Genomic DNA, 23829 nt, shown 5'->3' on the forward strand with positions numbered 1-23829 from the left:
GCTCAGACAGCTAGGATGTTGGCTTAGAAGCAGCCATCATTTAAAGAAAGCGTAATAGCTCACTAGTCGAGTCGGCCTGCGCGGAAGATGTAACGGGGCTCAAACCAGGCACCGAAGCCGCGGATTTGCACTTAGTGCAAGTGGTAGGGGAGCGTTCTGTAAGTCTGCGAAGGTGTATCGAGAGGTATGCTGGAGATATCAGAAGTGCGAATGCTGACGTAAGTAACGATAAAGGGGGTGAAAAGCCTCCTCGCCGGAAGACCAAGGGTTCCTGTCCAACGTTAATCGGGGCAGGGTGAGTCGACCCCTAAGGTGAGGCCGAAAGGCGTAATCGATGGGAAGCAGGTTAATATTCCTGCACGACTTGTAATTGCGATGGGGGGACGGAGAAGGCTAGGTGGGCCAGGCGACGGTTGTCCTGGTGAAAGTGCGTAGGCGGTACCTTTAGGTAAATCCGGAGGTGCAACGCTGAGACACGAGACGAACGCACTACGGTGCGGAAGCCATTGATGCCCTGCTTCCAGGAAAAGCCTCTAAGCTTCAGATTACAAGTCATCGTACCCCAAACCGACACAGGTGGTCGGGTAGAGAATACCAAGGCGCTTGAGAGAACTCGGGTGAAGGAACTAGGCAAAATAGTACCGTAACTTCGGGAGAAGGTACGCTCTTGTTGGTGAAGTCCCTTGCGGATGGAGCTGACGGGAGTCGCAGTGACCAGATGGCTGGGACTGTTTATCAAAAACACAGCACTCTGCAAACACGAAAGTGGACGTATAGGGTGTGACACCTGCCCGGTGCCGGAAGGTTAATTGATGGGGTTAGCGCAAGCGAAGCTCTTGATCGAAGCCCCGGTAAACGGCGGCCGTAACTATAACGGTCCTAAGGTAGCGAAATTCCTTGTCGGGTAAGTTCCGACCTGCACGAATGGTGTAACCATGGCCATGCTGTCTCCACCCGAGACTCAGTGAAATCGAATTCGCCGTGAAGATGCGGTGTACCCGCGGCTAGACGGAAAGACCCCGTGAACCTTTACTACAGCTTGGCACTGAACATTGAACCTACATGTGTAGGATAGGTGGGAGGCTTTGAAGGCGTGACGCCAGTTGCGCTGGAGCCGTCCTTGAAATACCACCCTTGTATGTTTGATGTTCTAACGCAGGCCCCTGAATCGGGGTCGCGGACAGTGCCTGGTGGGTAGTTTGACTGGGGCGGTCTCCTCCCAAAGAGTAACGGAGGAGCACGAAGGTTGGCTAATCCTGGTCGGACATCAGGAGGTTAGTGCAATGGCATAAGCCAGCTTAACTGCGAGACGGACAGGTCGAGCAGGTACGAAAGTAGGTCATAGTGATCCGGTGGTTCTGAATGGAAGGGCCATCGCTCAACGGATAAAAGGTACTCCGGGGATAACAGGCTGATACCGCCCAAGAGTTCATATCGACGGCGGTGTTTGGCACCTCGATGTCGGCTCATCACATCCTGGGGCTGAAGTCGGTCCCAAGGGTATGGCTGTTCGCCATTTAAAGTGGTACGCGAGCTGGGTTCAGAACGTCGTGAGACAGTTCGGTCCCTATCTGCCGTGGGCGTTGGATGATTGAAGGGAGTTGCTCCTAGTACGAGAGGACCGGAGTGAACGAACCTCTGGTGTTCGGGTTGTCACGCCAGTGGCACTGCCCGGTAGCTAAGTTCGGAATCGATAACCGCTGAAAGCATCTAAGCGGGAAGCGAGCCCTGAGATGAGTCATCCCTGACCCCTTGAGGGTCCTAAAGGGCCGTTGGAGACCACAACGTTGATAGGTGGGGTGTGTAAGCGCGGCGACGTGTTGAGCTAACCCATACTAATTACCCGTGAGGCTTAACCATACAACACCCAAGAAGTGTTCTAAGGCTTGTAGCAAATAGAATGAACTACTCAAATTCAGTGATAGCGAAGCCAACAGGCAAATCGTTATTCACGTCAGCTTTCTCAGATTGAAGAATTTGCCTGGCGGCCATAGCGTCGTGGAACCACCTGATCCCATGCCGAACTCAGAAGTGAAACGCGGTAGCGCCGATGGTAGTGTGGCATTCGCCATGCGAGAGTAGGACACTGCCAGGCACCCAATTAAACGGTGATGTGAAAGACATGACCGGCTGCGAGGATGACACCTCAGAAGAAGCGGCAAATGATTTAGCGAAAGCTAACCGAATGCGGAGCGGTAGTTCAGTCGGTTAGAATACCGGCCTGTCACGCCGGGGGTCGCGGGTTCGAGTCCCGTCCGCTCCGCCACTACTTAAGAAGCCCAGTCGACAGACTGGGCTTTTTTGTTTTTAAGGCCTGCCAGATAGGGAAGGCTTTTTTGCTTTCTGGCATTTGCGAACGGGAATAAGGAAAGAAGAGAAAACTGCAGGACTGCGATTTGCCACTGGCAACACCCTCCCGGCTTGCAGTCTCTTATGCTTGAGCCGGACGGTGTCCGTCCAGTCAGAGAGTTGCTTGCTGCTGGCTTCTCAAACCCTGGCCTCAGGGAGGCATCGACTTTTCCCTATTCCTCTGCAGCCGTAAAAAAGCCTTCCCGATGGAAGGCTTTTTATCTTCATTTCGTACTGGTTAATACAGATATTCGGTTCTTTCAGGCTTTCTCTTTCTTGCCAAAGCTCAGGCCCAGCTTGATGGAAAGGGCGGCCAATAGCAGCAACATCATGATCAGAGAGAAGAAATTGCTGCCCATTTCCGGGTATTGCACCTTGAGCAGGGCGGAATGACCAAATACACCGATAAAGAAGCAAAGCAGGGTGCATATCGGGGTATTGCCCACCATGGGTTCCTGCCGATAGTGCAGGAACAGTTGGTAAGCCGCCAGGAAGAAGGCGATGAGAGGATAGAGGGAGAAGGAAACTTGCGAGTTGGTCAGCACAGCCAGCGATGCATCTCCGCAGATGCCAGTTAGCAGTGCCAGTATGAGAGGCTTTTTCGGGATCATTAGCTGTTCATGCATATCGTTCTCCATCCAATAGTTATGAGTGAGGGGCATGGCGTTTCTGGTTTTGAACCTCGGCACCCATGGCGATCATTCGCAGCTGGCGAATCGTACGCTCGGAGAGCGCACGGCACTCCTCGCTGGTCATGTCGAGGGCATCTGCCCCGGCGCTGAATACGATGGTGACCATGGCTTCGGCCTGAATATAGGCGTCTTCTCGCGGGGCCTGAGTGGTGGCCTCAAGGTAGTCGGTCAGCTCGGCAATGAAGTGCTGGATCTCGCGTGCCACGGCTTGGCGGAATGCGGCCGAGGTGCCTGAGCGTTCCCGCAACAGTAGCCGGAAAATGTTGGGATTGTTCTCGACGAACTCCATAAAGGTCTGCACCGAGGTGCTGATGACGCTGCCGCCACCGGCAATGCGTTGACGGGCCTGGCGCATCAGCTGACGCAGAGTCAGGCCGCCTTCGTCCACCAGGGTCAATCCCAGCTCCTCCATATCGCGGAAGTGGCGATAAAAGGAGGTCGGGGCTATGCCGGCCTCTCGGGCGACCTCCCGCAGGCTGAGATTGGAGAAACTACGGTTGGCGCACAGTTGGCTGAATGCAGCATCGATCAATGTACGCCGGGTCTTTTCTTTTTGTTGAGCGCGAATACCCACGAAATCTGTCACCTTCAGCTTGTCGAGGCCAGATGATAACCCGAAGGCGCCTCAGGATCAGGTTTGTATCCTATTTTTTTGCCAGCGAGCGTGTCCTCTTGTTGGCGTCGGGGAGTATGAGTCATGGTCGCCGCGATGAGGGATTCGGTGCGGCATTTTCTGGCGAAACTTGCCCTTGAGCCTGATATGTCCGTTCTGGAAGGGCTTGGTTGCAAGAGGCAATCAGTAAAAGAGAAAGCCACCAGTTCGGCGGCTTTCTCTTTACGTGATATGTGCCGTTTACCTTGCCTGAAGGTGGATTATTCCGGCATATCCTGCTCTTGCAGTGCGCTCAGGGTCTGTTGTTCCAGCTGGCTGAGGCCCAGTTGCTCACAAGCCTGCTCAAAACTGATCCCCAAATGGCACATCATGATATCGATCGCAGGCAGATAGTTTTTCATAGCTTCTTCCATGGTGATCCTCCGAACCCGTCTCTTATGCCCTGAGTGACTCGGGGCTGCAATTAGACTTTAGGCTTAGTCCGCTCGTTTGATAACCCCCTGCCACAGCGGACGACTATTTGTTAATCTACTCAATGAGATAGAATGGTTTCCGTATGGCAGCGAGCATCAGGTAAGGGGCAGGGCATGTTATTGAGTTTCTTGATCATCGCATCCGGTTGGTGGCATATCCGCGCCGCCTATGGTGCTGATTATCGCCAGTTTTATCTCAGCAAGCCGCTGACCATGCTGTTTATCATCGCGCTGGCATTCGGTTACCAGGGTTATGATCACGATGGATCCCACGCCTGGATCCTGCTTGGGCTCTGTCTCTCACTGGCGGGTGACGTGTTGCTGATGCTGCCGGCAGACCGTTTTATCGCCGGGTTGGCGGCATTTCTTGTCGCGCATCTCTGTTACATCGTCGGTTTTGCCCAAGGTCCCTTGTTGCTCAATCTGGTGGATGGGCTTTTGCTGTTGCTGGTCGCCGGCATGGTATTTGGCGTCTTGTGGAGCAAGCTGGGGGAGATGCGGATCCCTGTCTTCTGCTACATGTTGGTGATCATCTGCATGGCTTGGGTGGCAGCCGGTGCTTGGCATGCTTCTCTGACCGCAGGCAGTGCCGCAGCTCTGGTGGGGGCACTGATGTTCCTCTTCTCAGATACTATGCTGGCACTCGATCGCTTTCGTCGCCCCTTTCCCCAGGCTCGGGCCTGGATCATGAGCAGCTATTTTGCGGCGCAATTCCTGATAGCCGGGTCGCTGGCGGGCTGAGTATTACCGCTAACACAAAACGGGCCCAAGAGCCCGTTTCTGATTAGGGCATCATGCTTCTATCGGTTCGGCATCAGCTGCCCTGGGGGCTGGTTGCTTGAGCAGCAACATCAGGCCGCTGGCGATCAGCAGGAAGATGCCCATCACATAGAACACCTGGTTGTAGGCCATGATGGCTGCCTCGCGGCTGATGGTATTCGACAGCATGGCCCGGGCTTGTTGCCTGGCCAGCTCCGGGCCAGAACCTTGTGCCATCATGCTCTGGGTCAGCTGCAGCAGGTAGTTCTGTCCCTCTATGCTGCTGGCGGCCAGGGTACTGCTGATCTGGCTGACATGGACCCGGGTATCGTTGTCGATCATGGTCGCTATAATGGCGATGCCAAAGGCGCCCCCCAGGTTGCGCAATACGTTGAGCAGGGTAGAAGAGGAGGGGATTTCATCATGGGTCAGGCTGGCGGTCGCCACCAGCGAGAGCGGCACCATGATGAAGGGCTGGCCCAGCGCCCGTACGATGAGCGACTGGATTAGCTGGGGGCCGGCATAGTCGGCGCTCATGTTGACGTTCATAAAACAACTGGCGGCGAACACCAGAAAGCCGAAGCTTACCAGATAGCGCGGGTCTATCTTGTGGGTCAGCCTGGGCACCAGCGGCAGCACCAGCAGTTGTGGCAGGCCCATCCACATCAACACTTCCCCTATCTCCAGCGCGTTGTAGTTGTGGATCTGGGTCATGTAGAGCGGCAGTACATAGATGGAGCCCATCAGTGCCATGCCAAGCACCAGATAGGCAAAGCAGGCCAGGGCGAAACGCGGGTTGTGCAGCAGCCGCAGGTTGACCAGTGGATGGCGTCTGAGTAGTTGACTGATGACGAAGAACACCAGCGCGACCACAGAGATGACGGTGAGTCGCACGATGAAGCTGGAACCGAACCAGTCCTCCCTGTTGCCCTCTTCCAGCACCACTTCCAGCAGACCCAGCCCCACCGCCATGGTGACGATGCCGACGAGATCCACTCGCTTGATCACCCCCCAGTCCACCGGCTGCTTGTCCAGTCCGTGAGCCAGCATGGCCAGCACCAGCAGTCCGGGCGGCACGTTGAGGTAGAAGATGTAGTGCCAGGACATCTGTTCCGTCAGCCACCCACCCAGGGTCGGGCCGATGGCGGGGGCGAAGGTGGCGCACAAGCCGAACAGCGCCATGCCGGTGGCTCTCTTCTGCAGGGGCAGCAGGGTCACGATGAGCGAGAAGGCCATGGGGATCAGCGCCCCTCCGGTGAAGCCCTGCAGCGCACGGAAGACGATCATGCTGGTGAGGTTCCAGCTGAACGAGCAGAGCACGGAGGCGACGATGAAGGCCCCCGTGGTCCACAGCAGGTAGCGCCGCACGCTCAGCCCCCGGCTCAGCCAGCCGCTCAGCGGGATGGCGATCATCTCCGCCACCAGATAGGAGGTGGAGATCCAGGAACTCTCGCTCAGGGTCGCCGACAGGGCCCCTTGGATGTCTTTCAGTGAGGCATTGGTGATCTGGATGTCGAGGATGGCCATGAAGGCACCGATAAGGCCCCCCATGACCGCGATCCAGTTGCGGCGTGGAATGGGTTCCATCAGTTGGCCGCAACCAGAGGCTCGGGAGTACGGGTATCCACTATGACCTCGGTGGAGAGGCCCGGGCGCAGCTTGCCTGCTAAGGGGCCCGGTTCGGGAATGCGGATCTTGACCGGCACCCGCTGCACGATTTTGGTGAAGTTGCCGGTGGCGTTTTCCGGCGGCAGCAGCGCGAACTTGGCGCCGGTAGCGGGGGCCAGGCTATCGATGATCCCCTCGACCGGCTGATCCGGATAGGCATCCAGGATCACTTCCACTTTTTGTCCGGGTTGCATGTGAGCGAGCTGGGTCTCCTTGAAGTTGGCCTCGACCCACACCTGCTGCAGCGGCACCAGGCTGGCCACCTGCATGCCGGACTGGACGTAGAGCCCTTCCCGCAGGCTGCGTTTGCCGATGATGCCGTCGGCCGGTGCCCGCAGCTCGGTGTAGCTGAGCTCCAGCCTGGCCTGTTCAAGCTGGGCGGAGCTCAATGCCAGCTTGGCCTGATTCTGTTTGGCTTCAGCATCCAGCACCAGCAGCCGTTCACGAGCGGCCTGCAGGGCTGCCTTGGCTTCCTGCATCTGTGCCTGCGTGACCTGCAGGCTGGCGCGTACTTCGTCCAGACTATCTTGCGAGCTGTAGTGGCGCTGGTTGAGCTGGCCTATTCGCTGCACCTGCTGCCGGGCACGCAGTTGCTCGGCTTCGGCAGAGGCGACTCTGGCTTCGGCCTGCTGGATCAGGCTCAACTGCTGGACACGGGTCGCGGCCAGGTTCTCGATAGTGGCCTGAATAAGGTGAAGATCGGCCTGTGCCTCTGCTACCTGGCTTTGGAACTCGCGATCATCGAGGCGGGCGATCAGCTGACCCGCCTTGACCGACTGGTTATCGGTCACCAGCACCTCGCTGATATAACCGGACAGCTTGGAGCTGATCCCGGTCACTTCACTTTGCAAATAGGCGTTGTCGGTGCTTTCGAAATAGCGGCCATGAAGATACCAGTAACCGGCAAACAGCAGGCCAAGCAGGGCCAGCACCATGGCGGCCAGCAGGGGAATTTTCTTGTGTTGACTCATCGGGGGGATTCCTGAACTTAAGAGACGCAGGCTAACACCGGCCAACTGTTTCGATTAGTATCAGGTTATGAGAATAACTGTCTCATTGGTGAAACAATGGATCTCAATGCCGCATTAATCCTGGTTCGTATCGTCGACAAGGGATCTTTTACCGCCGCCGCCCAGGAGCTGGGGATGACCAAGGCGATGGTAAGCCGACGCATTGCCGAGCTGGAGCGTCGGCTCGGTGTGCGCCTGCTCTATCGCTCCACTCGCCAGCTCACGCTGACGGAAGAGGGAGAGCAATATTACCAACGCTGCAGCAAGGCGGTGGATGCCCTGACGGAGGCCGAGCTGATGCTGAGCGCCCGCCAGCAGGAGGTGACCGGCACCCTCAAGCTGGCCGTGCCCATCGAGACCGGGCAACTGGTCGTCGGCCGCATGGTCGCCAAATTTCTGCAGCGCTATCCCGCCATGCAGGTGGAGCTGGAGCTGACCAACCGGATCCTGGACCCCATCAGCGAGGGACTCGACGCCGTGGTGCGGGTGGGGGACATGAGCAATTCCAACCTGGCGGCGCGTCGGCTCTGGAGTACGGAGCGGCTGCTCTGTGCCAGTCCGGACTATCTGGCTCGCAGTCCGGCAATCGCCCGGCCGGAGGACTTGCTCCGCCATGAGCGGGTGGCAGTCAGCAGCGGTTTTCTGGCGTCCCACTGGTGTTTTGAACGGGATGGCAGAGAGGTTCTGGTTGACCCCCCATCCCGTTTTCGGGTTAATAATATTACCTGCGCCAGGGAGGCCGCAAAGGCGGGGCTGGGGGTCGCTTCGTTACCCGCTATGCTCTGTCTGGAGGAGCTGGAACGCGGTGAACTGGTCTCCCTGCTGCCTGAGTGGCAACAGCCGAGAGTACCCATCTATCTGTTGTTTCCGGAGCGGCGCCTGATGCCGCGCAAGTTGCGGGCGTTTATCGATTTCATGGTGGAGAACGGTGTCGAGTTCGGCATCGACAAGCTGCTGTAAGGGGGACCTATGGAAAACTGGATCAACCTCTATCGCGCCTCCCACTCTCTTGAAGCCCACGCGCTCAAGGGGGCGCTGGAAGTGGAAGGGGTCATGGTGCGCCTCAGTGGCGAGGGGCTGTCAGGCGCATTGGGCGAGCTGCCAGTCGATCTGCTTCAGGTCACCCTGATGGTGCGAGCCGAGGATCGCAGCAAGGCCGGCAGAGTCATCGAGCGTTACCAGCAGCGTCAGGGAAACGGCTGGCTCTGTGGTCAATGCGGGGAGGAAAATGGCGCCAATTTTGATGTCTGCTGGCGCTGTCATCACGATCCCCATGACGGTTGAACGGGCTAGCGCAGGGGGAAGTCGATATCTTCCCCTGCGTGTTCGTCATGATAGGTCGCCATATCCAGTTCGTTCTCGCTGCGCGCAATCAGCACTGAAACCAGTATATCCCCCGAGACGTTGACGGCGGTGCGCGCCATGTCGAGGATCCGGTCGATCCCTGCGATGAGCGCCACTCCCTCCAGCGGCAGGCCGACGGCAGTCAGGGTCAGGGTCAGCAGCATCAGGCCGGTGCCCGGGGTGCCGGCGGTGCCGATGCTGGCCAGGGTCGCGATGCTGATGATGGTCAGGTAATCCACCAGGTGCAGATCGACACCAAAGGCCTGGGCCACGAACAGGGCGGTGACGCCCTGATAGAGAGCCGTACCATCCATGTTGATGGTGGCGCCGATGGGCAGTACTTTGGCGGTGATGGCGGAAGAGACTCCCAGCCGTTTCTCGGCACAGGCCAGGCTGATGGGCAGGGTGCTTGAGCTGGAGCTGCTGGTGAAGGCCACGGCCTGGGCATCGACGATGCTCTTGAAGTAGTGCAGCGGATTGAGGCGTGCCAGCAGGAGCAGCAGGGCGCTGTAAACTCCCAGCACATGCAACAGGCAGCCGAGGTAGACGGCACCGATCACCTTGAACAGCGGCAACAGCAGGTCGATGCCATATTTGCCGATCATCCAGGCCATCAGGGCACAGACGCCGTAGGGCGCCAATGCCATCACCATCTGGGTCAGCTTGAACATCCCCTCCGACAACGAAGTAAAGAAGTGGATGGCGGGACGACCGCGGCGGCCGCTGGCGTTGAGCGCCACTGCGAGGGCCAGGGCGAAGACAAGCACCTGCAGGATCTTGCCATCAACCATGGCCTGAATGGGATTGCTGGGGACCAGCTGGCTGAGCACAGTGCCCAGGGTCGGTTGTTGCACCATCCCGACCCGTTCATAAGGGCCCATGTCGGCACCCATGCCGGGTTCCAGCAGCCAGCCCATCATCAGGCCGATGCAGATGGCGATGGCAGTGGAGCCCAGATAGAGGCCGATGGCCTTGCTGCTGATGACATCCAGTTTCTTGCCCTTGAGCAGGGCGGTGAGGCCGGCGATGACGGAGCAGAAGATGAGGGGCACCATCAGCATCTGGATGGTGTTGACGAACAGCACGCCGATGGGTTTGAGCAGCAGGGCCTGCTCTTTGAAGCCAACGCCGAGGGTGACCCCCAACAGCATGCCGATCAGGGTCTTGAGCCAGAGTGGGCGGCGGGTCCAGATCTGCCAGGGCTTGAAAGCCTCTCCATGGAACAGCATGACGCCAATATCCTTATTAATTTGTCTGCAATGGCAAAAGGGGCGCCAGTGTAGCGATCCCCGATGCGGGTTGCCACATTATCGACAAAGGAGTCGCCACGACCAGTCTCTTGACCGGGTAATGCGTGATTTATTGGTCTACATCAAGATCCCCGGCGCCCTGACAGGATTTAATGAGCATTAAATATGTTTATTAATGAGGTGCAAAATGTCGCAATCGGTACACGGTCACGAAGTGATGGAGATGATGCTGGAGCTGGGCGGACAGTTTACCCGTGCCAGCCTCAAGCAGGCGATGGCCGAGCGTTTTGGCGAACAGGCGCGTTTTCATACCTGCAGCGCCAGCGAGATGGATGCCGAGGCTCTGATCGACTTCCTGGCTGCCCGCGGCAAGTTCATCGAATCCGCCGACGGTTTCCAGACCCACGCCAACAAGATCTGCAACCACGGTTGACCCTCTGCGAGCGCATCATGGCGCTCGCTGAATACCTCCCATTTTGCTATATTTCGCCCCTTCTCTTTTTGCTATTCAAGGCGTAGCCAGGGCGTTGTATGGATACCTTCTCTGCCGCAGTCATGCTGTTTCTGATCATGGACCCGCTGGGCAACCTGCCGGTCTTCCTCTCCATTCTGCGTCACATCGATCCCAAGCGGCGACGCAAGGTGATGATCCGCGAGCTGCTCTTCTCCCTGGCGATCATGATGCTGTTCCTGTTTGTCGGCCAGCAGATCCTGAGCTTCCTCAACCTGCGTCAGGAGGCGGTGAGCATTGCCGGCGGTATCATCCTCTTCCTCATCGCCATCAAGATGATCTTCCCGGGAGAGGGCGGTGTGACCGGGCTTGCTGCGGGTGAAGAACCCTTCCTGGTGCCGATGGCGATCCCGATGATCGCCGGCCCTTCCATCCTCGCCTCCCTGCTGCTGCTCGCCAACCAGGAGCCGACCCGGATGGTCGACTGGTCGCTGGCCCTCTTCATGGCCTGGGGAGCCAGCGCAGTGATCCTGATGTTCTACGAGGTGTTCAACAAGCTGCTGGGTGAGCGTGGACTCACTGCGGTGGAGCGGCTGATGGGCATGCTGCTGGTGATGATCTCGGTCCAGATGCTGCTCGATGGCGTGCACCACTACCTGCAGGTGACGGCCCAGTCCTGATCGTTGACATGGGCGTGAGGCTCAAGCTGGCTCATGATCTGGGTCAGCAGGGTCTCGCGCAACCAGCGATGGCCCGGATCCTCGTCATGGCGCTGATGCCAGATCAACAGGTGGGAGATGCTGTCCAGCTCGATGGGCAGGGGGAGCTGCATCAGCGGATAGACCTGGGTCGCATGGCGGGCATAGAGACTTGAGAGTGTCACTATCATGTCGGAGTGCATCCCCATCCGTAGCGCTGCCTCGAACGAGGGGACGGTTGCCTCGATCCGCCGGTAGAGATCCTGTTCCGCCAGCTTGTAGTCCAGCATCCAGCGATCCCGTCCCTCGCAGTAGGTCTGTACATGGGGGTAGCGCAGATAGTGGTCCAGATCCCAGCCGGATTCCCGCAAGGCGGGGTGATGCTTTTGCACCAGGCAGGTCAGCCCGTCGATGGCCAGCAGCCGCTGGCAGATGCTGCTTGGCAGGGTATCGAGCCGGTAATCCGAGTTGATGCAGTTCTCCCGCACCGTGAAGGCGATATCCACCTGTCCCTGGCTCATCTCGGTCAGGCTGTTTTCGGTCCACTCTTCATAGCGCAGGCGGATCCGCGGCGCCTGGCGCTTCAGTTCGCTCAGGTAGAGCGGGGCAAACAGAGTGAAGGCGCTGTCCATGCTGGCGATGACGAACTCCCGCTCCGAACTGGCGGGATCGAACGCGGGGGGCTGGATCAGGTTGTCCAGCGACAGCAGTATGGGTTGCAGCTGCTGTTGCAGCGTCTGGGCTCGGGCGGAGGGTTCCAGCCCGTAGGCGGAACGGATGAAGAGCGGGTCGTCGAAAGTCTCGCGTAGCCGTCCCAGGGCCTTGCTGACGGCAGACTGGCTCAGGTGAAGGCGACGAGCCGCCTTGCTGCCGTTGCGCTCTTCCAGCAGCACCTGCAGGATGATGAGCAGATTGAGGTCAATGCGGGCCAGTTGTTCCAGTAGCATGATATGAATCCTGTTCAATACAAGGATGAATTTATACCATTAGTATTCATATCTTGGCGATCTTATCCTCTAGAGGTCTCGGGCCCGTCAGGGCCGCTGGTACAGGATGTAGCGGTTGAGGGGACAAAGTAGCACAAGCAATATGGCGGCCCCGGGCCGCCATATTTTTTGGGCGATTTATTTGCCAACTTGCACCCGTCTTGATTTTACCCAACAATCCTTGCGCGTTAATTTGATACAACCAGCAGATATCTCTGGATGAGAGGTTTCCCTATGGGACTCGGTGGAATTCATATCTGGCATTTGTTGATCCTCTTGCTGGTGGTCGTGCTGGTGTTTGGCAGCAAACGCCTGGCCAGCGCCGGCGAGGATCTGGGTACCGCCATCAGGGATTTTCGTAAAGCCTTGCGTGACGATGCAAATCATCCGAAATGAGTAGGAGTGGAAGTATGTCTGTAGACGATAAAGTTGAATTGAACGAAACCTGCGACAGCTGTGGTTGCTTTGCCGAGATTGGCACCATTATCGGCGAAGGTGATGACGTGATGGATCTGGTGATCGAGGCCGCTGAAGAGGACGCTGCCCGCGCCAAACTGGCTGCCTATGAAGCGCTGGCCAAGCAGGTCACCGACGAGGCCAAGGTGAGCAGCGAGCTGACCCAGGGCGCCGATGGGGTGATCCTGAAAGCCCGCCTGCAGTTCACCTGCACCGCCGAAAAACTGATTTTCGAGATGCGGGCTCGCGCCATCTGAGCACTGTAATGATGCGGCAGGTACGCCTGCCGCGTTGACCCTTCTGCCGTGGGTCGAGTTCTATAGTTAGTCTATTCCACCGTCGGTATTGACCGGCGCGAGTGGCCAACAAAAGGCGAACACATGCGGCAATGGATCTGGGGCCTGCTGGCTCTCTGGTGTCTTCCTCTGCTGGCGGCCGATCTCAAGCCGCAGCGTCTTCCCCAACCCGGGGACCTCGACAGTATCCTGCAAAAGCGTGAACTCAGGGCCCTGGTGGTCTATGAGCGCGGCTTCTACTTCCTCGACAAGGGGGCCCAATACGGCATCCTGGTCAACCAGCTGCAAGGGTTCGAACGCTGGTTGAACAAGACTTATCTCGCCAAGGAGAAGGTCAAGCTCAAGGTGGTTTACATCCCGGTCAGGCAGGACAAGCTGCTGGATTATCTGACGGAGGGGCGTGGCGATCTGGTGGCGGCCACCATGACGGTCACCCCGACCCGGCGGGAGCAGGTCAGCTTCTCCAGGCCGCTCATCTCTTCCATCGAGGAGTGGGTGGTGAGCCAAAATAGCCTGCCCTCCTTCAACCGCATCACCCAGCTCTCCGGCCGGCGGGTCTGGGTGCGGGCCAGCTCCAGCTATTACGAAAGCCTGCGCCAGCTCAACTGGCTGTTTCGCGAACTGGGACTGCCCCCCGTCTACATAGAGACGGTGCCCGAATATCTGCAGGATGGCGATCTGCTGGAGATGGTGGCGGCCGGGATTATCCCCCTCACGGTGACTGACAGCTACAAGGGGCGGATCTGGCTCGGGATGATCGATGGCCTCAAGGCGCACAAGCTGGTGCCCCTGCGCAGCAATGGCACCAGTGCCTGGGCACTGCGCAAAAACAGCCCCGAGCTGCTCAAGGCGGTCAACGGTTATCTGGCCAGCGTCAGCCAGCACAGCCTGTTCAGCGATCTGACCCTGCGGCGCTTGCTGGCCCACAGCGAGCGGATGAGCAACATATTGGCACCGGATCCCTTGGGGAGACTGGCAAAGATCCGCAAGGTTCTTGAAAAATATGCGGAAAAATATGACATCGACTGGTTGATGCTGGCGGCGCTGGGATACAAGGAGTCCGGTCTCAATCCCAACGTGCGCTCCCCAAAAGGGGCGGTCGGCATCATGCAGTTGCTGCCTGCCACCGGACGGGAAGTGGGGATTACGGGGGCCAGGCTGGCGAGTCTGGAGGGCAACGTGGAGGCCGCCTGCCGTTATATGCGGCTGATCCTCGACACCTATTTCAACGATCCCGGTCTGGATCGGCTCAATCGTCACCTGTTTGCCCTGGCCGCTTACAATGCAGGGCCCAACCGGGTGCAGGCATTGCGCAACAAGGCCCGCTCACTGGGGCTGGATCCCGATGTCTGGTTTGGCAACGTGGATCAGCTGGTGGCCAACGAGGTGGGGCAGGGGCCGATCAACTATGTGGGGACCATCTACAAGTACTATGTCGCCTACCGTTTCAGCCTGCTCCAGATTGAAGGCAAGGCTGCCGCAATCGAGGCGGTGCAGCCCTGAATTCCTGGCCGGATTGGGCCGGCAGGGTCACCGGAAGTTGCCAGCCGCCATCCCTGTGCTGCAAAAACCAGTGCACGGGGTCGGTGGTCGGGACGACATCTGGCTGGCCTGACTGGTCGAGATAGCGCACCATCGGGGTATCGTGCAGTTCCATCAGCAGCTCCTTGCTTGCTATTCAGAGAGGCTTGCCAGCGTTATGACACTCCCCGATGACAACAGGATGACAGCATGATCCCGGGATCCTTCGCCCTGATCGCGGATCCCCTGCTGGCACTCAAGGTGCGCTGCCAGTGGATCCGCACTGCTCGCGAGCGGATCCAGGCCCAGTACTACAGCTGGGAAGAGGACAGCAGCGGCAAGCTACTGCTCAGCGAACTGCTCCATGCCGCCAGGCGCGGGGTCAGGGTCGAGCTGCTGGTGGATGATCTCTATGCTGGCGACAACCGCTTTCTGGAGATGGTGGCCCACGAGCCGGGGATCGAGGTGCGCCTGTTCAACCCCTTCTGGTTGCGGGGTTGGCGGCCCTTGGCACTGCTGCTGGAGGGGCTATTCAGCTTTCGCCGCATCAATCACCGCATGCACAACAAGCTGCTGCTGGTGGATGGCAGGCTGGCGCTGATCGGCGGTCGCAACATCGGTGATCGCTACTTCCATCTCGACGATCAGCCCCCCTTTGTGGATCTGGATCTCGCCTGCCGGGGAGCGCTGTGCCAGGAGATGGCGCAGGGATTTGCCCAGTTTTGGCACAGCCGCTGGAGCCATCCCATTCGCCACCTGTTGCGACGACCCCCGCAGCCTGCCGAGGCCCAGGTGGTCAATGACTTCCTGCTCACCATGACGGATCCGGCCATTGCCGCCGTCTATTCACTGCCGGCCAACCTGTTTGTCGATGAACCCCTGGCGCTGCAGTGGCACGACGGCGTGGCGGAGGTATGGTTCGACCGGCCCGGCAAAGGATTGATCTCGCGACCCGTCACGGCCCGCCAGCTGTGGCAGCGACTGGCAGACAATCCGCACTCATTGTCGTTGGTGACCCCTTACCTCATCCTGACCCGTGGCTTTCGCCGCCGCCTGTTGCAGTTGCGTCAGCGGGGCGTGACCATCGATATCCTCACCAACTCCCTAGCCAGCACGGATGTGCCTCTGGTCTATGGCGCCTACCGACGCTATCGTGGCTGGCTGCTGCGCCAGGGGATCCAGGTGCACGAGTTTGGCGATGACAGCCACAGTCTGCATGCCAAGCTGATCCTGCTGGGGCGGGAACGGGCCCTGTTTGGCAGCCTTAACCTAGATCCCCGCTCGCTGTTTCTCAACACCGAGCTGATGCTGCACCTGCGTTGCCCGACCCTGTGCGAGCAGCTGAGGTCGTGGCTGATGCACTGGCAAGAGCAGGCCAATAGCGCACCCCGCAAAATCGATGGCTGGCCCCGGCGACTGGTGGCCCGACTCAGTGACTGGTTGCCCCTGAAGCGCTGGCTGTGAGGCGGATGTTTTTTGTGCGAGATCTCGCAAAGCCTTGTACGCCTTTGCTTATCCTCCGTGCGGGTGAATAGCTATTCATTTCTTTATATGCCTGTTTTTAAATGAATTATTGTTAATGTGAAGGCGGTTTTTTGTATCAACACGGGAACTGTAGGGCATAAAAACGTTTTTTTATTTTATTTGTCTGCGTAATATTTCACTTGCAAGGACAAACACGGCGGCCCGTCTGCCGTGTGGATGAAGGCAACAAAGGGTGACCGGTCGACTGCATCGATGCAATCGACACTGACTTCGGATGGGTAGCGGACTCTGGGGAAGTGGGGTAAGGCATCCGGCGTGGCCGGACTCCAATATGGAACATGCTATTTGCGAGGGGGTGACATGGAAATGTCACCCCACTTTTTTTAGGGGCCGTTTTTCCTCTTGGGCCACCTTCGCCGCCATGGTCTATGCCGGACAAAAAAACAGGGCCGCATCACGCGGCCCTGTCAGGGATCAAGCAGGTTGTGGTGCCAGGCGTCGGCGTTGCAGCCAGACGATGACCCCGAACAGCAGGAAACCCGGGAGCCACATCAGCTCCTTGTTCCAGCGATCGGTCGGAGCCTTGACGGCGAGGATCTCTTGGTCAAACTCCAGCCCCATGCCGGCGGCAGGACTGCCGAAGGCCACGTTGTCGATCAGGGTCTTGCCATCCTGCTCATAGAGGCTCAGGCCCAGATTGGCCAGACGCTCTTCACCGTTCGCACCATCGGGCACGGCAACCAGCAGGGTGAACTTGCGGGGCTTGCCCACCGCATCTTCCCCTTGGATCCGCAGCCGCAAGGTGCTCTCCACCTCCAGTTCACCCATGGTTTGGGCCAGCTGGGCGGGCGGCGTCTCGCGATAGGGATCGTGCACCATGTCCATCCAGAAGCCGGGGCGGAACAGGGTAAAGGCAACCAGCAGCAGCAACACGCTCTCGTACCAGCGGCTCTTCACCAGGAAGTAGCCCTGGGTCGCGGCGGCGAAGATCAGCATGGCGATGGTGGCCACGATGAAGATCATCACCCCGTGGGCAAAGTCCACGTCGATCAGCAGCAGATCCGTGTTGAAGATGAACAGGAACGGCAGTGCCGCGGTACGCAGGCTGTAGTAGAACGCCGTGATACCGGTCTTGATGGGATCACCCTTGGAGACAGCGGCCGCGGCGAACGAAGCCAGCCCCACCGGCGGGGTCACGTCCGCCATGATGCCGAAATAGAACACGAACAGGTGCACGGCGATGAGCGGCACAATGAGGCCGTTCTGCTGACCCAGGGTGACCACCACGGGCGCCAGCAGGCTGGAGACCACTATGTAGTTGGCGGTGGTGGGCAGCCCCATACCGAGGATCAGGCTCAGCAGGGCAGTCAGCAGCAGCATCAGCAGCAGATTGCCCATGGAGAGCATCTCCACCAGATCGGCCAGCACCAGGCCAACCCCGGTCTGGGAGACGGCGCCGACTATGATGCCGGCAGTGGCGGTGGCGATACCGATGCCGATCATGTTGCGGGCACCGGCCACCAGGCCTTCGCGCAGGTCGATGACGCCGTCCCGTACGGTGCCGTAGTCATGTTTGCCGTCGGTGCGCAGCCAGTTGAGCAGCGGACGCTGGGTCAGCAGGATGATGACCAGCATGACGGTGCCCCAGAAGGCGGACAGGCCGGGGGAGAGGCGCTCGATCATAAGACACCATACCAGTACCACCACCGGCAGCAGGAAGTGCAGGCCGGAGAGCAGCACGGTGCGGGTGTCGGGCAGCTCGGTGAGCGGCTTGTCAGGATCTTCGGCTGCCAGCGGTTCATTGCTGGCGGCGATCTTCAGCAGGCCCACATAGGTGGCGGCCAGCAGCAGGGAGATCCCCGGCAGGGCATAGTCGCCCAGGGCCGGCTTGAGCCAGCCCAGACCGTAGTAGACCGCCATCGACAGCCCGCTGATGAGGGCGGCGCCGAAGGCAAAGCCGGTCAGGCGACGCAGCCAGGGCTTGGGCTGATGGCCACCGATGGGTTGCATGCCGAGCTTGAGCGCTTCCAGATGGACGATGTAGAGCAGGGCGATGTAGGAGATGGCCGCTGGCAGGAAGGCGTGCTTGATGATATCCACGTAGGGAATGCCGACGTACTCCACCATCAGGAAGGCCGCAGCGCCCATCACGGGCGGCATGATCTGGCCGTTGACCGAGGAGGCCACTTCCACCGCCCCGGCTTTCTCCGAGCTGAAACCCACCTTCTTCATCATGGGGATGGTGAAGGTACCCGTGGTGACCACGTTGGCGATGGAGGAGCCGGAGATGAGGCCGGTGAGGCCGGAGGCGACCACCGCCGCCTTGGCCGGGCCGCCACGCAGGTGACCGAGCAGGCTGAAGGCGAGCTGGATGAAGTAGTGACCGGCACCGGCCCGCTCGAGCAGGGCGCCGAACAGCACGAACAGGAACACGAAGCTGGTGGAGACCCCGAGGGCGATGCCGAACACCCCTTCGGTGGTGATCCACTGGTGATTGGCCAGCGCGGTAAAGCTGACCCCGCGGTGTGCCAGCAGACCCGGCATCCAGGGGCCGGCCAGGCTGTAGACCAGGAAGACGATGGCGATCACTGCCAGAGCCGGGCCGAGGGCGCGGCGTGCCGCTTCCAGCAGCAGGGGAATGCCGATGCAGGCGGTGACCAGATCCGAGGTGGTCAGGTTGCCGGGGCGCTGGGCCAGCGCCTCGTACATCACGAACAGATAGGATGCGGCACCGGCGGCGATCAGCCCCAGCGCGATATCGCTGAGGGGGACTCGATCCCGCGGGGAGGAGCGAAACGCGGGAAACACCAGATAGGCCAGCAACAGGGCGAAGGTGAGATGAATGGCGCGCGTTTCGGTGTCATTGAGTACGCCAACCCCGAAAATGAAGGGGAGCGGCGAGGCGATCCAGAGCTGGAACAGGGACCAGGCCAGTGCCAGGGCAGTAATGAGCCAGCCCATGGCTCCCAGCGGCAGGCGGGCGCCTACATCCTGGGCGATCAGTTCCTCGGTAGAGAGTTGTTTGTCTTGCATAGGGTCAACTTGTGCCATCGAGTACAACAAAAACGACACCCGCCGCCGCAAACCGCGCAGCCAACGGGTGTCGAAGGAGTGACAAAGGCCCTGGGGCCTTCAATCAGAGCCAGCCGCGCTCTTTGTAGTAGCGAGCAGCGCCTTCATGCAGCGGAGCGGAGAGCCCCACCTTGATCATGTCGGCTTCCTTCAGGTCGGCGAAGGCCGGGTGCAGGCGCTTGAAGCGGTCCAGGTTGTCAAACACGGATTTGACCAGCTGGTAGACCACTTCCGGATCGGTTTTGGCGCTGGTGGAGAGCACCGCCTTGCCACCGATGGACGGGGTCGGCTTGTCGCTGCCCTTGTAGAGGCCACCCGGGATCTCGGCCTTGGTGTAGTAGCTCTTCTCGGCCAGCAGCTTGTCGATGTCAGCGCCGGTGACCGGTACCAGTACCGCATCCGTGGTAGTGGAGGCTTCCTGGATGGCACCGTTCGGGTGACCGACGAAGTAGCTCATGGCGTCGATGTTGTTGTCACCCAGCGCGGAAGCCTGCTCGGCCGGTTTCAGCTCGGAGACCAGACCGAAGTCGCTCTTCTTCCAGCCCTTGACCGCCATGATCTCTTCCATGGTGTCACGCTGGCCGGAGCCCGGGTTGCCGATGTTGACGCGCTTGCCTTTCAGATCGTCGAAGCCGGCGATCTTGGCGTCCTTGCGGGCCAGGATGGTGAACACTTCGCTCTGCAGGGAGAAGACGGCGCGGATGTCGTCCATGGCACCTTCGGCCTGGAACGGGGGCAGCCCCTTCATCGCCTTGTACTGGTGGTCGGACTGCATGATGCCGAAGTTGAATTCGCCACTGCGAATGCCGTTGACGTTGGCGACACCGCCGCCGCTGGCCGGGGCGTTGCACTTGATCTCATGCTCGGTGGAACCACGATTGAGGAAGCGGCAGATAGACTGACCTGCCACATAATAGACGCCGGTTTGACCGCCGGTGCCGATGGTCACGAAGCGCTCCTGCGCCTGTACCGGACCACCAAATGATACGCCGACCAGAGCAGCCGACAGTGCGCACGCCAAGGATAATCCTTTCATTTTTTCTCCCTTTTTCTTGGATTTGGTTTACCCGATCCGCGGGTAAATTGATGGTAAGCCCGTTCTGCGCCGGGTTTGCCATTGCTTCATGTGTGCTGCATGACAAGGGCGGGATCCTGTGTGCCCTTGCCTGCGGTCATCGCGTCCTGCGGTGACTGTTGTGGCGTCCTGCCACTGGGGGTGTTTGGCCAATAGCAGGCCGGATAAAAAGTTGTAAGCACTCCGATTAAGCACATTTTGCCAACATAAATCAAACTAAATGGCAAACTAACGGAGTTAAATCTCGAGAAACATGACCGCGATCATTCATTTCCCTGTTGCAGATTAAGGGGAGTCGACGCGAAATGGAAGAGAGAAAAAGAGAGTCTGGATTCTTTTGTAGCCCTTGCGTGGCAAGGGCTACCGTGCAATGGACTCAGGGGGCCGAGTTGGCCAGATCCAGAATAAAGGCGTACTCCAGGGCGATATCCTCATAGGCCTTGAAGCGGCCGGACTTGCCGCCGTGGCCGGCATCCATGTCGGTATTCAGCAACAACTTGTTATCATCCGTCTTCAGCTCCCGCAGCTTGGCAACCCACTTGGCAGGCTCCCAATATTGCACCTGGGAGTCATGCAGCCCGGTGGTGACCAGCAGATTGGGGTAGGCCTGGGTCTTGACCTGATCGTAGGGGCTGTAGGACTTCATGTAGTCGTAGTAGCGCTTCTGGTTCGGGTTGCCCCACTCGTCGTACTCGCCAGTGGTGAGGGGGATGGACTCGTCCAGCATGGTGGTGACCACGTCGACGAACGGCACCTGGGCCACTACGCCTCGATAGAGCTGGGGCGCCTGATTGATCACTGCCCCCATCAGCAGGCCGCCGGCGCTGCCGCCCATGGCATAGACCTGATCTTTTGCGCCATAGCCCTGCGCTACCAATGACTCGGTGACGTCGATGAAGTCGTTGAAGGTATTCTGTTTTTTCAACAGCTTGCCATCTTCGTACCAGTGGCGGCCCAGCTCCTCACCGCCACGGATGTGGGCGATGGCGTAGACGAAACCCCGATCCAGCAGGCTCAGACGGGAGCTGCTGAAGTCGGGATCCATGCTGGCGCCATAGGAGCCGTAACCATAGACCAGCAGCGGGTTGTGGCCGTTTTTCTTGAACTTGTCCTTGCGATAGACCAGCGAGACCGGCACGGCTACGCCGTCCCGGGCGGTTACCCAGAGCCGCTCACTGGCGTACTGCTCCGCCTTGAAGCCCGCCACCGGTTGCTGCTTGAGCAGGGTGCGCTTGCCGCTGGCCATGTCGAGCTCATAGGTGGATGAGGGCGTGGTCATGGAGGAGTAGCCATAGCGCAGGGCGCTGGTCTCCGGCTCCGGGTTGTAGGCGAGCCAGGTGACGTAGGCCGGGTCGTCGAAGGCGATCTCTTTCTGCTCGCCGCTCTGCCAGTTGATCTGGCGCAGCCGGGTCAGCCCCTGGTTGCGCTCTTCCACCACCAGCCAGTCCCGGAACAGGGCGTAGCTCTCCAGCAGCACGTCGGGATTGGGGGCGATCACCGGCTTCCAGCGATCGACCGGGCTCTCTTTGGTCTCGTACAGGCCGAAGTTCTTGCCGTCCTTGTTGGAGCGCACATAGAAGCGGCCACGGTAGTGATCCAGGGTGTATTCGTGATCTACCTTGCGCGGCAGGAACAGACGGGGTGCCTGCTCCGGCACGTTGGCATCGATGAGGCGCGCCTCGCCGGTGGTGGTGCTGGAGAGATTGATGACGATGAAGTCTTCCGAGGTAGTGGCGTAGAGGCTGACGTAGAAGGTGTCGTCCTTCTCCTCATAGACCAGCTCATCCCTGGCCGGATCCGTGCCCAGGGTGTGGCGATAGACCTGATAGGGCAGCAGGGTCTTGGGGTGCTTGCGCACGTAGAACACCGTTTTGCTGTCGTTGGCCCACACCAGGTTGCCCGAGGTGTTCTCCAGGGTATCCGCGGCCCACTTGTCGCTCTCCAGATCGAGGAACTGGATCCGGTACTGGCGGCGGGAGAGGTAATCTTCCGCCACCGCCAGCCAGCGGTTGTTGCGGCTCACTTCCAGCGCCCCAAGGGCGTAAAATTCGTGTCCTTCGGCCCGCTGGTTGCTGTCGAGCAGCAGCTTGGACGCCTGCTCTCCCTGCTTGGTGCGCGAATAGATGCCGTACTCCTTGCCCGGCTCGTAACGGGTCTGGTAGCGGTAGCCGTTCTTCACGTAGGGGACGGACTCGTCTTGCTGGGGAATGCGGGCCACCATCTCCTTGTAGAGGGTTTCACGCAGCGCCTTGGTCGGCTTGAGCATGGCCTCGGTGTAGGCATTTTCGGCCTTGAGGTAGGCCAGCACCTCGGGATCCTGACGATCGTCATCGCGCAGCCAGTAGTAGTTATCGACCCGGGTATCCCCGTGTTTCTTCAGCGTATGCGGGTGTTTGGCGGCAACGGGGGGTTGGACAGGGATTTCGCTTCTCGGCATGGCAGACTCTTGGTTGGCATAGGAACAGGGAACGGCTGTCAGACAGGCTAGCAGCAGTATCCCTCGAGAAAAGGGGAACATGTCGCATCCTTTGCGCGTTAACAGGGTTGGCGAACCGGCGTATCGGCTCCTTGAACTGGCCAACAATCTGCCCCTTGTCGCCGGTGGTTGCAAGCAGTCCCTTGTTATCGCAGGAAAAACCATCAAAAAAGGCCGCTATCTCGCGATAGCGGCCTCTTCTCTGGCCATGAGCGACAAGGGTCCGCTCAGGTGTGCCTCACATGATGGGGGAGTGCCGGTTCATGGCCAGTATTCGTCAGCCGGGATAGCTCGACCAGACCCTGGTCGTGCCCTCGTTGCTGATGCTCAGCACCTGGTAGGGTTGGCCCGGAATGTCCATGCCGGGTGCGCTCTGGGGCATACCCGGAATGGTCAGGCCGCGGATCGCCGGCTTCTCTTTGAGCAGCTTCTTCACATCGGCGGCGGGCACGTGTCCCTCGATCACATAGCCGTTGACCACCCCGGTGTGGCAGGAGGCCAGTTGCGGGGCGATGCCGTATTTCTGTTTGACCGGTTCAAGCTGCTCGGTTTCGATGACCTCGAGTTCGAAGCCATTCTCTTCCATGTGCTTGTTCCAGGCCTGGCAGCAGCCGCAATATTTGGATTTGTAGACGGTCATCTTCTCGGCCGCGAGAGCGGAAAAGCTGACGGTGCCGGCCAGCAGGGCCAGCAGCAGGGATTTGTACATAACTCACCTCAGATTGAATAAAACATGCCCAAAAGCGGGGGATTTTGACTCAAGTCCGGGTGCGGGGAGGGCGCTCCAGCCGTTCTGCCGGAGCGTCCGGCATGAACAGGGAGGGGGGGAGGAAATCCGGGGTATCGGGTTCCAGCATAGCCACCGTCAGGCTGTCATTGCCGAGCACCGTCATGGAGAGCGCCGAAGTAAAGCTGCCGCACGGCATGGCTTTCTCCAGGGTGCGCTCGCTCTGGCTGCAGTGGCTGCTCAGGGTACAGAGGTCGGTCGCGGCCCGGCTGCCAAACGACATCAATACCAGCACCAGACTCCACAGGGGGAGCCAGCGACGGGCATGAGCGAGTTGGCGACGAGTGAGAACCATGGAACGACTCTGACGAAATTGGGGCGTTATGGTAACCCTGTGCCAGGGGGGAGGGTCAAGCCCTCCCCGCTGT

General features: G+C 59.4%; 21 protein-coding genes, 1 tRNA gene and 2 rRNA genes (1 of these 24 running past the window's edge). 12 read left to right on the forward strand and 12 right to left on the reverse strand.

What is annotated here, in order from left to right:
* The 3 genes from MRK42_RS01645 to MRK42_RS01655 form a co-directional block, all read left to right on the forward strand.
* Window positions 1-1860, forward strand: a 23S ribosomal RNA gene (locus tag MRK42_RS01645); it begins 1029 nt to the left of the window's first position.
* 120 nt (window positions 1861-1980) lie between these two features.
* A 5S ribosomal RNA gene (rrf, locus tag MRK42_RS01650) occupies window positions 1981-2095 on the forward strand.
* 94 nt (window positions 2096-2189) lie between these two features.
* Window positions 2190-2266 (forward strand) — tRNA-Asp (locus tag MRK42_RS01655).
* 343 nt (window positions 2267-2609) lie between these two features.
* Here the strand turns inward: MRK42_RS01655 and MRK42_RS01660 are convergent.
* The 3 genes from MRK42_RS01660 to MRK42_RS01670 all read right to left on the reverse strand — a co-directional run bounded on the left by MRK42_RS01660 (window position 2610) and on the right by MRK42_RS01670 (window position 4055).
* On the reverse strand, window positions 2610-2975 hold the full coding sequence (locus MRK42_RS01660) for a YijD family membrane protein (RefSeq protein ID WP_354688802.1): 366 nt from the start codon (window positions 2973-2975) through the stop codon (window positions 2610-2612).
* A gap of 19 nt (window positions 2976-2994) precedes the next feature.
* Entirely contained in the window at window positions 2995-3615 is a 621-nt protein-coding gene (fabR, locus tag MRK42_RS01665) for an HTH-type transcriptional repressor FabR (RefSeq protein ID WP_026455969.1), read from the reverse strand.
* Window positions 3616-3914: 299 nt separating this feature from the next.
* Complete coding sequence (locus MRK42_RS01670) at window positions 3915-4055, reverse strand: hypothetical protein (protein WP_167335320.1); 141 nt, start codon at window positions 4053-4055, stop codon at window positions 3915-3917.
* A gap of 186 nt (window positions 4056-4241) precedes the next feature.
* Here MRK42_RS01670 and MRK42_RS01675 point away from each other — a divergent pair, with 186 nt between their 5' ends.
* Window positions 4242-4868: a lysoplasmalogenase gene (locus MRK42_RS01675; protein WP_026455970.1), complete on the forward strand. Its 627-nt coding sequence runs from the start codon at window positions 4242-4244 to the stop codon at window positions 4866-4868.
* A 51-nt stretch (window positions 4869-4919) separates the two neighbouring features.
* Here the strand turns inward: MRK42_RS01675 and MRK42_RS01680 are convergent, their stop codons facing one another.
* A complete protein-coding gene (locus MRK42_RS01680) occupies window positions 4920-6473 on the reverse strand; it encodes a DHA2 family efflux MFS transporter permease subunit (protein ID WP_354688803.1) in 1554 nt (517 codons plus the stop codon).
* Window positions 6473-7525, reverse strand: coding sequence for an HlyD family secretion protein (locus tag MRK42_RS01685; protein ID WP_354688804.1), 1053 nt, complete (start codon window positions 7523-7525; stop codon window positions 6473-6475). The genes MRK42_RS01680 and MRK42_RS01685 overlap by 1 nt, the downstream gene beginning before the upstream one ends.
* A 96-nt stretch (window positions 7526-7621) precedes the next feature.
* Here MRK42_RS01685 and MRK42_RS01690 point away from each other — a divergent pair, with 96 nt between their 5' ends.
* On the forward strand, window positions 7622-8524 hold the full coding sequence (locus tag MRK42_RS01690; RefSeq protein ID WP_216993215.1) for a LysR family transcriptional regulator: 903 nt from the start codon (window positions 7622-7624) through the stop codon (window positions 8522-8524).
* 9 nt (window positions 8525-8533) lie between these two features.
* The gene (locus tag MRK42_RS01695; protein WP_026455974.1) at window positions 8534-8848 is read left to right on the forward strand and encodes a DUF2007 domain-containing protein; all 315 of its coding nucleotides are present in this window, start codon (window positions 8534-8536) and stop codon (window positions 8846-8848) included.
* A gap of 5 nt (window positions 8849-8853) precedes the next feature.
* Here MRK42_RS01695 and MRK42_RS01700 read toward each other — a convergent pair whose 3' ends face one another.
* Window positions 8854-10137, reverse strand: a complete 1284-nt coding sequence (locus MRK42_RS01700) for a dicarboxylate/amino acid:cation symporter (RefSeq protein WP_354688805.1) — start codon at window positions 10135-10137, stop codon at window positions 8854-8856.
* A 208-nt stretch (window positions 10138-10345) separates the two neighbouring features.
* On the opposite strand from MRK42_RS01700, the gene MRK42_RS01705 reads away from it, so the two are divergent.
* Both MRK42_RS01705 and MRK42_RS01710 read left to right on the forward strand, forming a co-directional pair.
* Window positions 10346-10591, forward strand: coding sequence for a YecH family metal-binding protein (locus MRK42_RS01705; RefSeq protein ID WP_354688806.1), 246 nt, complete (start codon window positions 10346-10348; stop codon window positions 10589-10591).
* 98 nt (window positions 10592-10689) lie between these two features.
* A complete protein-coding gene (locus MRK42_RS01710) occupies window positions 10690-11289 on the forward strand; it encodes a YhgN family NAAT transporter (protein WP_026455977.1) in 600 nt (199 codons plus the stop codon).
* Here MRK42_RS01710 and MRK42_RS01715 read toward each other — a convergent pair.
* Complete coding sequence (locus tag MRK42_RS01715; RefSeq protein ID WP_354688807.1) at window positions 11262-12254, reverse strand: LysR substrate-binding domain-containing protein; 993 nt, start codon at window positions 12252-12254, stop codon at window positions 11262-11264. The genes MRK42_RS01710 and MRK42_RS01715 overlap by 28 nt on opposite strands.
* Before the next feature lie 273 nt (window positions 12255-12527).
* On the opposite strand from MRK42_RS01715, the gene tatA reads away from it, so the two are divergent.
* The 4 genes from tatA to MRK42_RS01735 all read left to right on the forward strand — a co-directional run bounded on the left by tatA (window position 12528) and on the right by MRK42_RS01735 (window position 16030).
* Window positions 12528-12689, forward strand: coding sequence for a twin-arginine translocase TatA/TatE family subunit (tatA, locus tag MRK42_RS01720; protein ID WP_026455979.1), 162 nt, complete (start codon window positions 12528-12530; stop codon window positions 12687-12689).
* Window positions 12690-12703: 14 nt separating this feature from the next.
* Window positions 12704-13006 carry a YfcZ/YiiS family protein gene (locus MRK42_RS01725; RefSeq protein WP_354688808.1) on the forward strand — a complete coding sequence of 101 codons (303 nt, stop codon included), beginning with the start codon at window positions 12704-12706 and terminating at the stop codon, window positions 13004-13006.
* 123 nt (window positions 13007-13129) lie between these two features.
* Window positions 13130-14548 carry a lytic transglycosylase F gene (locus MRK42_RS01730; protein WP_042028979.1) on the forward strand — a complete coding sequence of 473 codons (1419 nt, stop codon included), beginning with the start codon at window positions 13130-13132 and terminating at the stop codon, window positions 14546-14548.
* A gap of 228 nt (window positions 14549-14776) precedes the next feature.
* Complete coding sequence (locus tag MRK42_RS01735; protein WP_354688809.1) at window positions 14777-16030, forward strand: phospholipase D family protein; 1254 nt, start codon at window positions 14777-14779, stop codon at window positions 16028-16030.
* 495 nt (window positions 16031-16525) lie between these two features.
* Here the strand turns inward: MRK42_RS01735 and MRK42_RS01740 are convergent, their stop codons facing one another.
* The 5 genes from MRK42_RS01740 to MRK42_RS01760 form a co-directional block, all read right to left on the reverse strand.
* Window positions 16526-19084 carry a TRAP transporter permease gene (locus MRK42_RS01740; RefSeq protein WP_354688810.1) on the reverse strand — a complete coding sequence of 853 codons (2559 nt, stop codon included), beginning with the start codon at window positions 19082-19084 and terminating at the stop codon, window positions 16526-16528.
* A gap of 103 nt (window positions 19085-19187) precedes the next feature.
* Complete coding sequence (locus MRK42_RS01745; RefSeq protein WP_026457441.1) at window positions 19188-20159, reverse strand: TAXI family TRAP transporter solute-binding subunit; 972 nt, start codon at window positions 20157-20159, stop codon at window positions 19188-19190.
* A gap of 415 nt (window positions 20160-20574) precedes the next feature.
* Window positions 20575-22716, reverse strand: a complete 2142-nt coding sequence (locus tag MRK42_RS01750; protein WP_354688811.1) for a S9 family peptidase — start codon at window positions 22714-22716, stop codon at window positions 20575-20577.
* A 235-nt stretch (window positions 22717-22951) separates the two neighbouring features.
* Entirely contained in the window at window positions 22952-23383 is a 432-nt protein-coding gene (locus MRK42_RS01755) for a DUF411 domain-containing protein (protein ID WP_042028986.1), read from the reverse strand.
* Window positions 23384-23432: 49 nt separating this feature from the next.
* A complete protein-coding gene (locus MRK42_RS01760; protein WP_042028987.1) occupies window positions 23433-23756 on the reverse strand; it encodes a hypothetical protein in 324 nt (107 codons plus the stop codon).
* Between the last annotated feature and the right edge of the window lie 73 nt (window positions 23757-23829).

This window comes from Aeromonas sp. 19NY04SH05-1 (assembly GCF_040581895.1).
Lineage (GTDB): Bacteria > Pseudomonadota > Gammaproteobacteria > Enterobacterales > Aeromonadaceae > Aeromonas > Aeromonas enteropelogenes.

Coding starts and splice junctions, on each gene's coding strand:
- MRK42_RS01660 (WP_354688802.1), bottom strand. CDS start 2,975: ATGCATGAACAGCTAATGATCCCGAAAAAGCCTCTCATACTGGCACTG.
- MRK42_RS01670 (WP_167335320.1), bottom strand. CDS start 4,055: ATGAAAAACTATCTGCCTGCGATCGATATCATGATGTGCCATTTGGGG.
- MRK42_RS01675 (WP_026455970.1), top strand. CDS start 4,242: ATGTTATTGAGTTTCTTGATCATCGCATCCGGTTGGTGGCATATCCGC.
- MRK42_RS01680 (WP_354688803.1), bottom strand. CDS start 6,473: ATGGAACCCATTCCACGCCGCAACTGGATCGCGGTCATGGGGGGCCTT.
- MRK42_RS01685 (WP_354688804.1), bottom strand. CDS start 7,525: ATGAGTCAACACAAGAAAATTCCCCTGCTGGCCGCCATGGTGCTGGCC.
- MRK42_RS01690 (WP_216993215.1), top strand. CDS start 7,622: ATGGATCTCAATGCCGCATTAATCCTGGTTCGTATCGTCGACAAGGGA.
- MRK42_RS01695 (WP_026455974.1), top strand. CDS start 8,534: ATGGAAAACTGGATCAACCTCTATCGCGCCTCCCACTCTCTTGAAGCC.
- MRK42_RS01700 (WP_354688805.1), bottom strand. CDS start 10,137: ATGCTGTTCCATGGAGAGGCTTTCAAGCCCTGGCAGATCTGGACCCGC.
- MRK42_RS01705 (WP_354688806.1), top strand. CDS start 10,346: ATGTCGCAATCGGTACACGGTCACGAAGTGATGGAGATGATGCTGGAG.
- MRK42_RS01710 (WP_026455977.1), top strand. CDS start 10,690: ATGGATACCTTCTCTGCCGCAGTCATGCTGTTTCTGATCATGGACCCG.
- MRK42_RS01715 (WP_354688807.1), bottom strand. CDS start 12,254: ATGCTACTGGAACAACTGGCCCGCATTGACCTCAATCTGCTCATCATC.
- tatA (WP_026455979.1), top strand. CDS start 12,528: ATGGGACTCGGTGGAATTCATATCTGGCATTTGTTGATCCTCTTGCTG.
- MRK42_RS01725 (WP_354688808.1), top strand. CDS start 12,704: ATGTCTGTAGACGATAAAGTTGAATTGAACGAAACCTGCGACAGCTGT.
- MRK42_RS01730 (WP_042028979.1), top strand. CDS start 13,130: ATGCGGCAATGGATCTGGGGCCTGCTGGCTCTCTGGTGTCTTCCTCTG.
- MRK42_RS01735 (WP_354688809.1), top strand. CDS start 14,777: ATGATCCCGGGATCCTTCGCCCTGATCGCGGATCCCCTGCTGGCACTC.
- MRK42_RS01740 (WP_354688810.1), bottom strand. CDS start 19,084: ATGCAAGACAAACAACTCTCTACCGAGGAACTGATCGCCCAGGATGTA.
- MRK42_RS01745 (WP_026457441.1), bottom strand. CDS start 20,159: ATGAAAGGATTATCCTTGGCGTGCGCACTGTCGGCTGCTCTGGTCGGC.
- MRK42_RS01750 (WP_354688811.1), bottom strand. CDS start 22,716: ATGTTCCCCTTTTCTCGAGGGATACTGCTGCTAGCCTGTCTGACAGCC.
- MRK42_RS01755 (WP_042028986.1), bottom strand. CDS start 23,383: ATGTACAAATCCCTGCTGCTGGCCCTGCTGGCCGGCACCGTCAGCTTT.
- MRK42_RS01760 (WP_042028987.1), bottom strand. CDS start 23,756: ATGGTTCTCACTCGTCGCCAACTCGCTCATGCCCGTCGCTGGCTCCCC.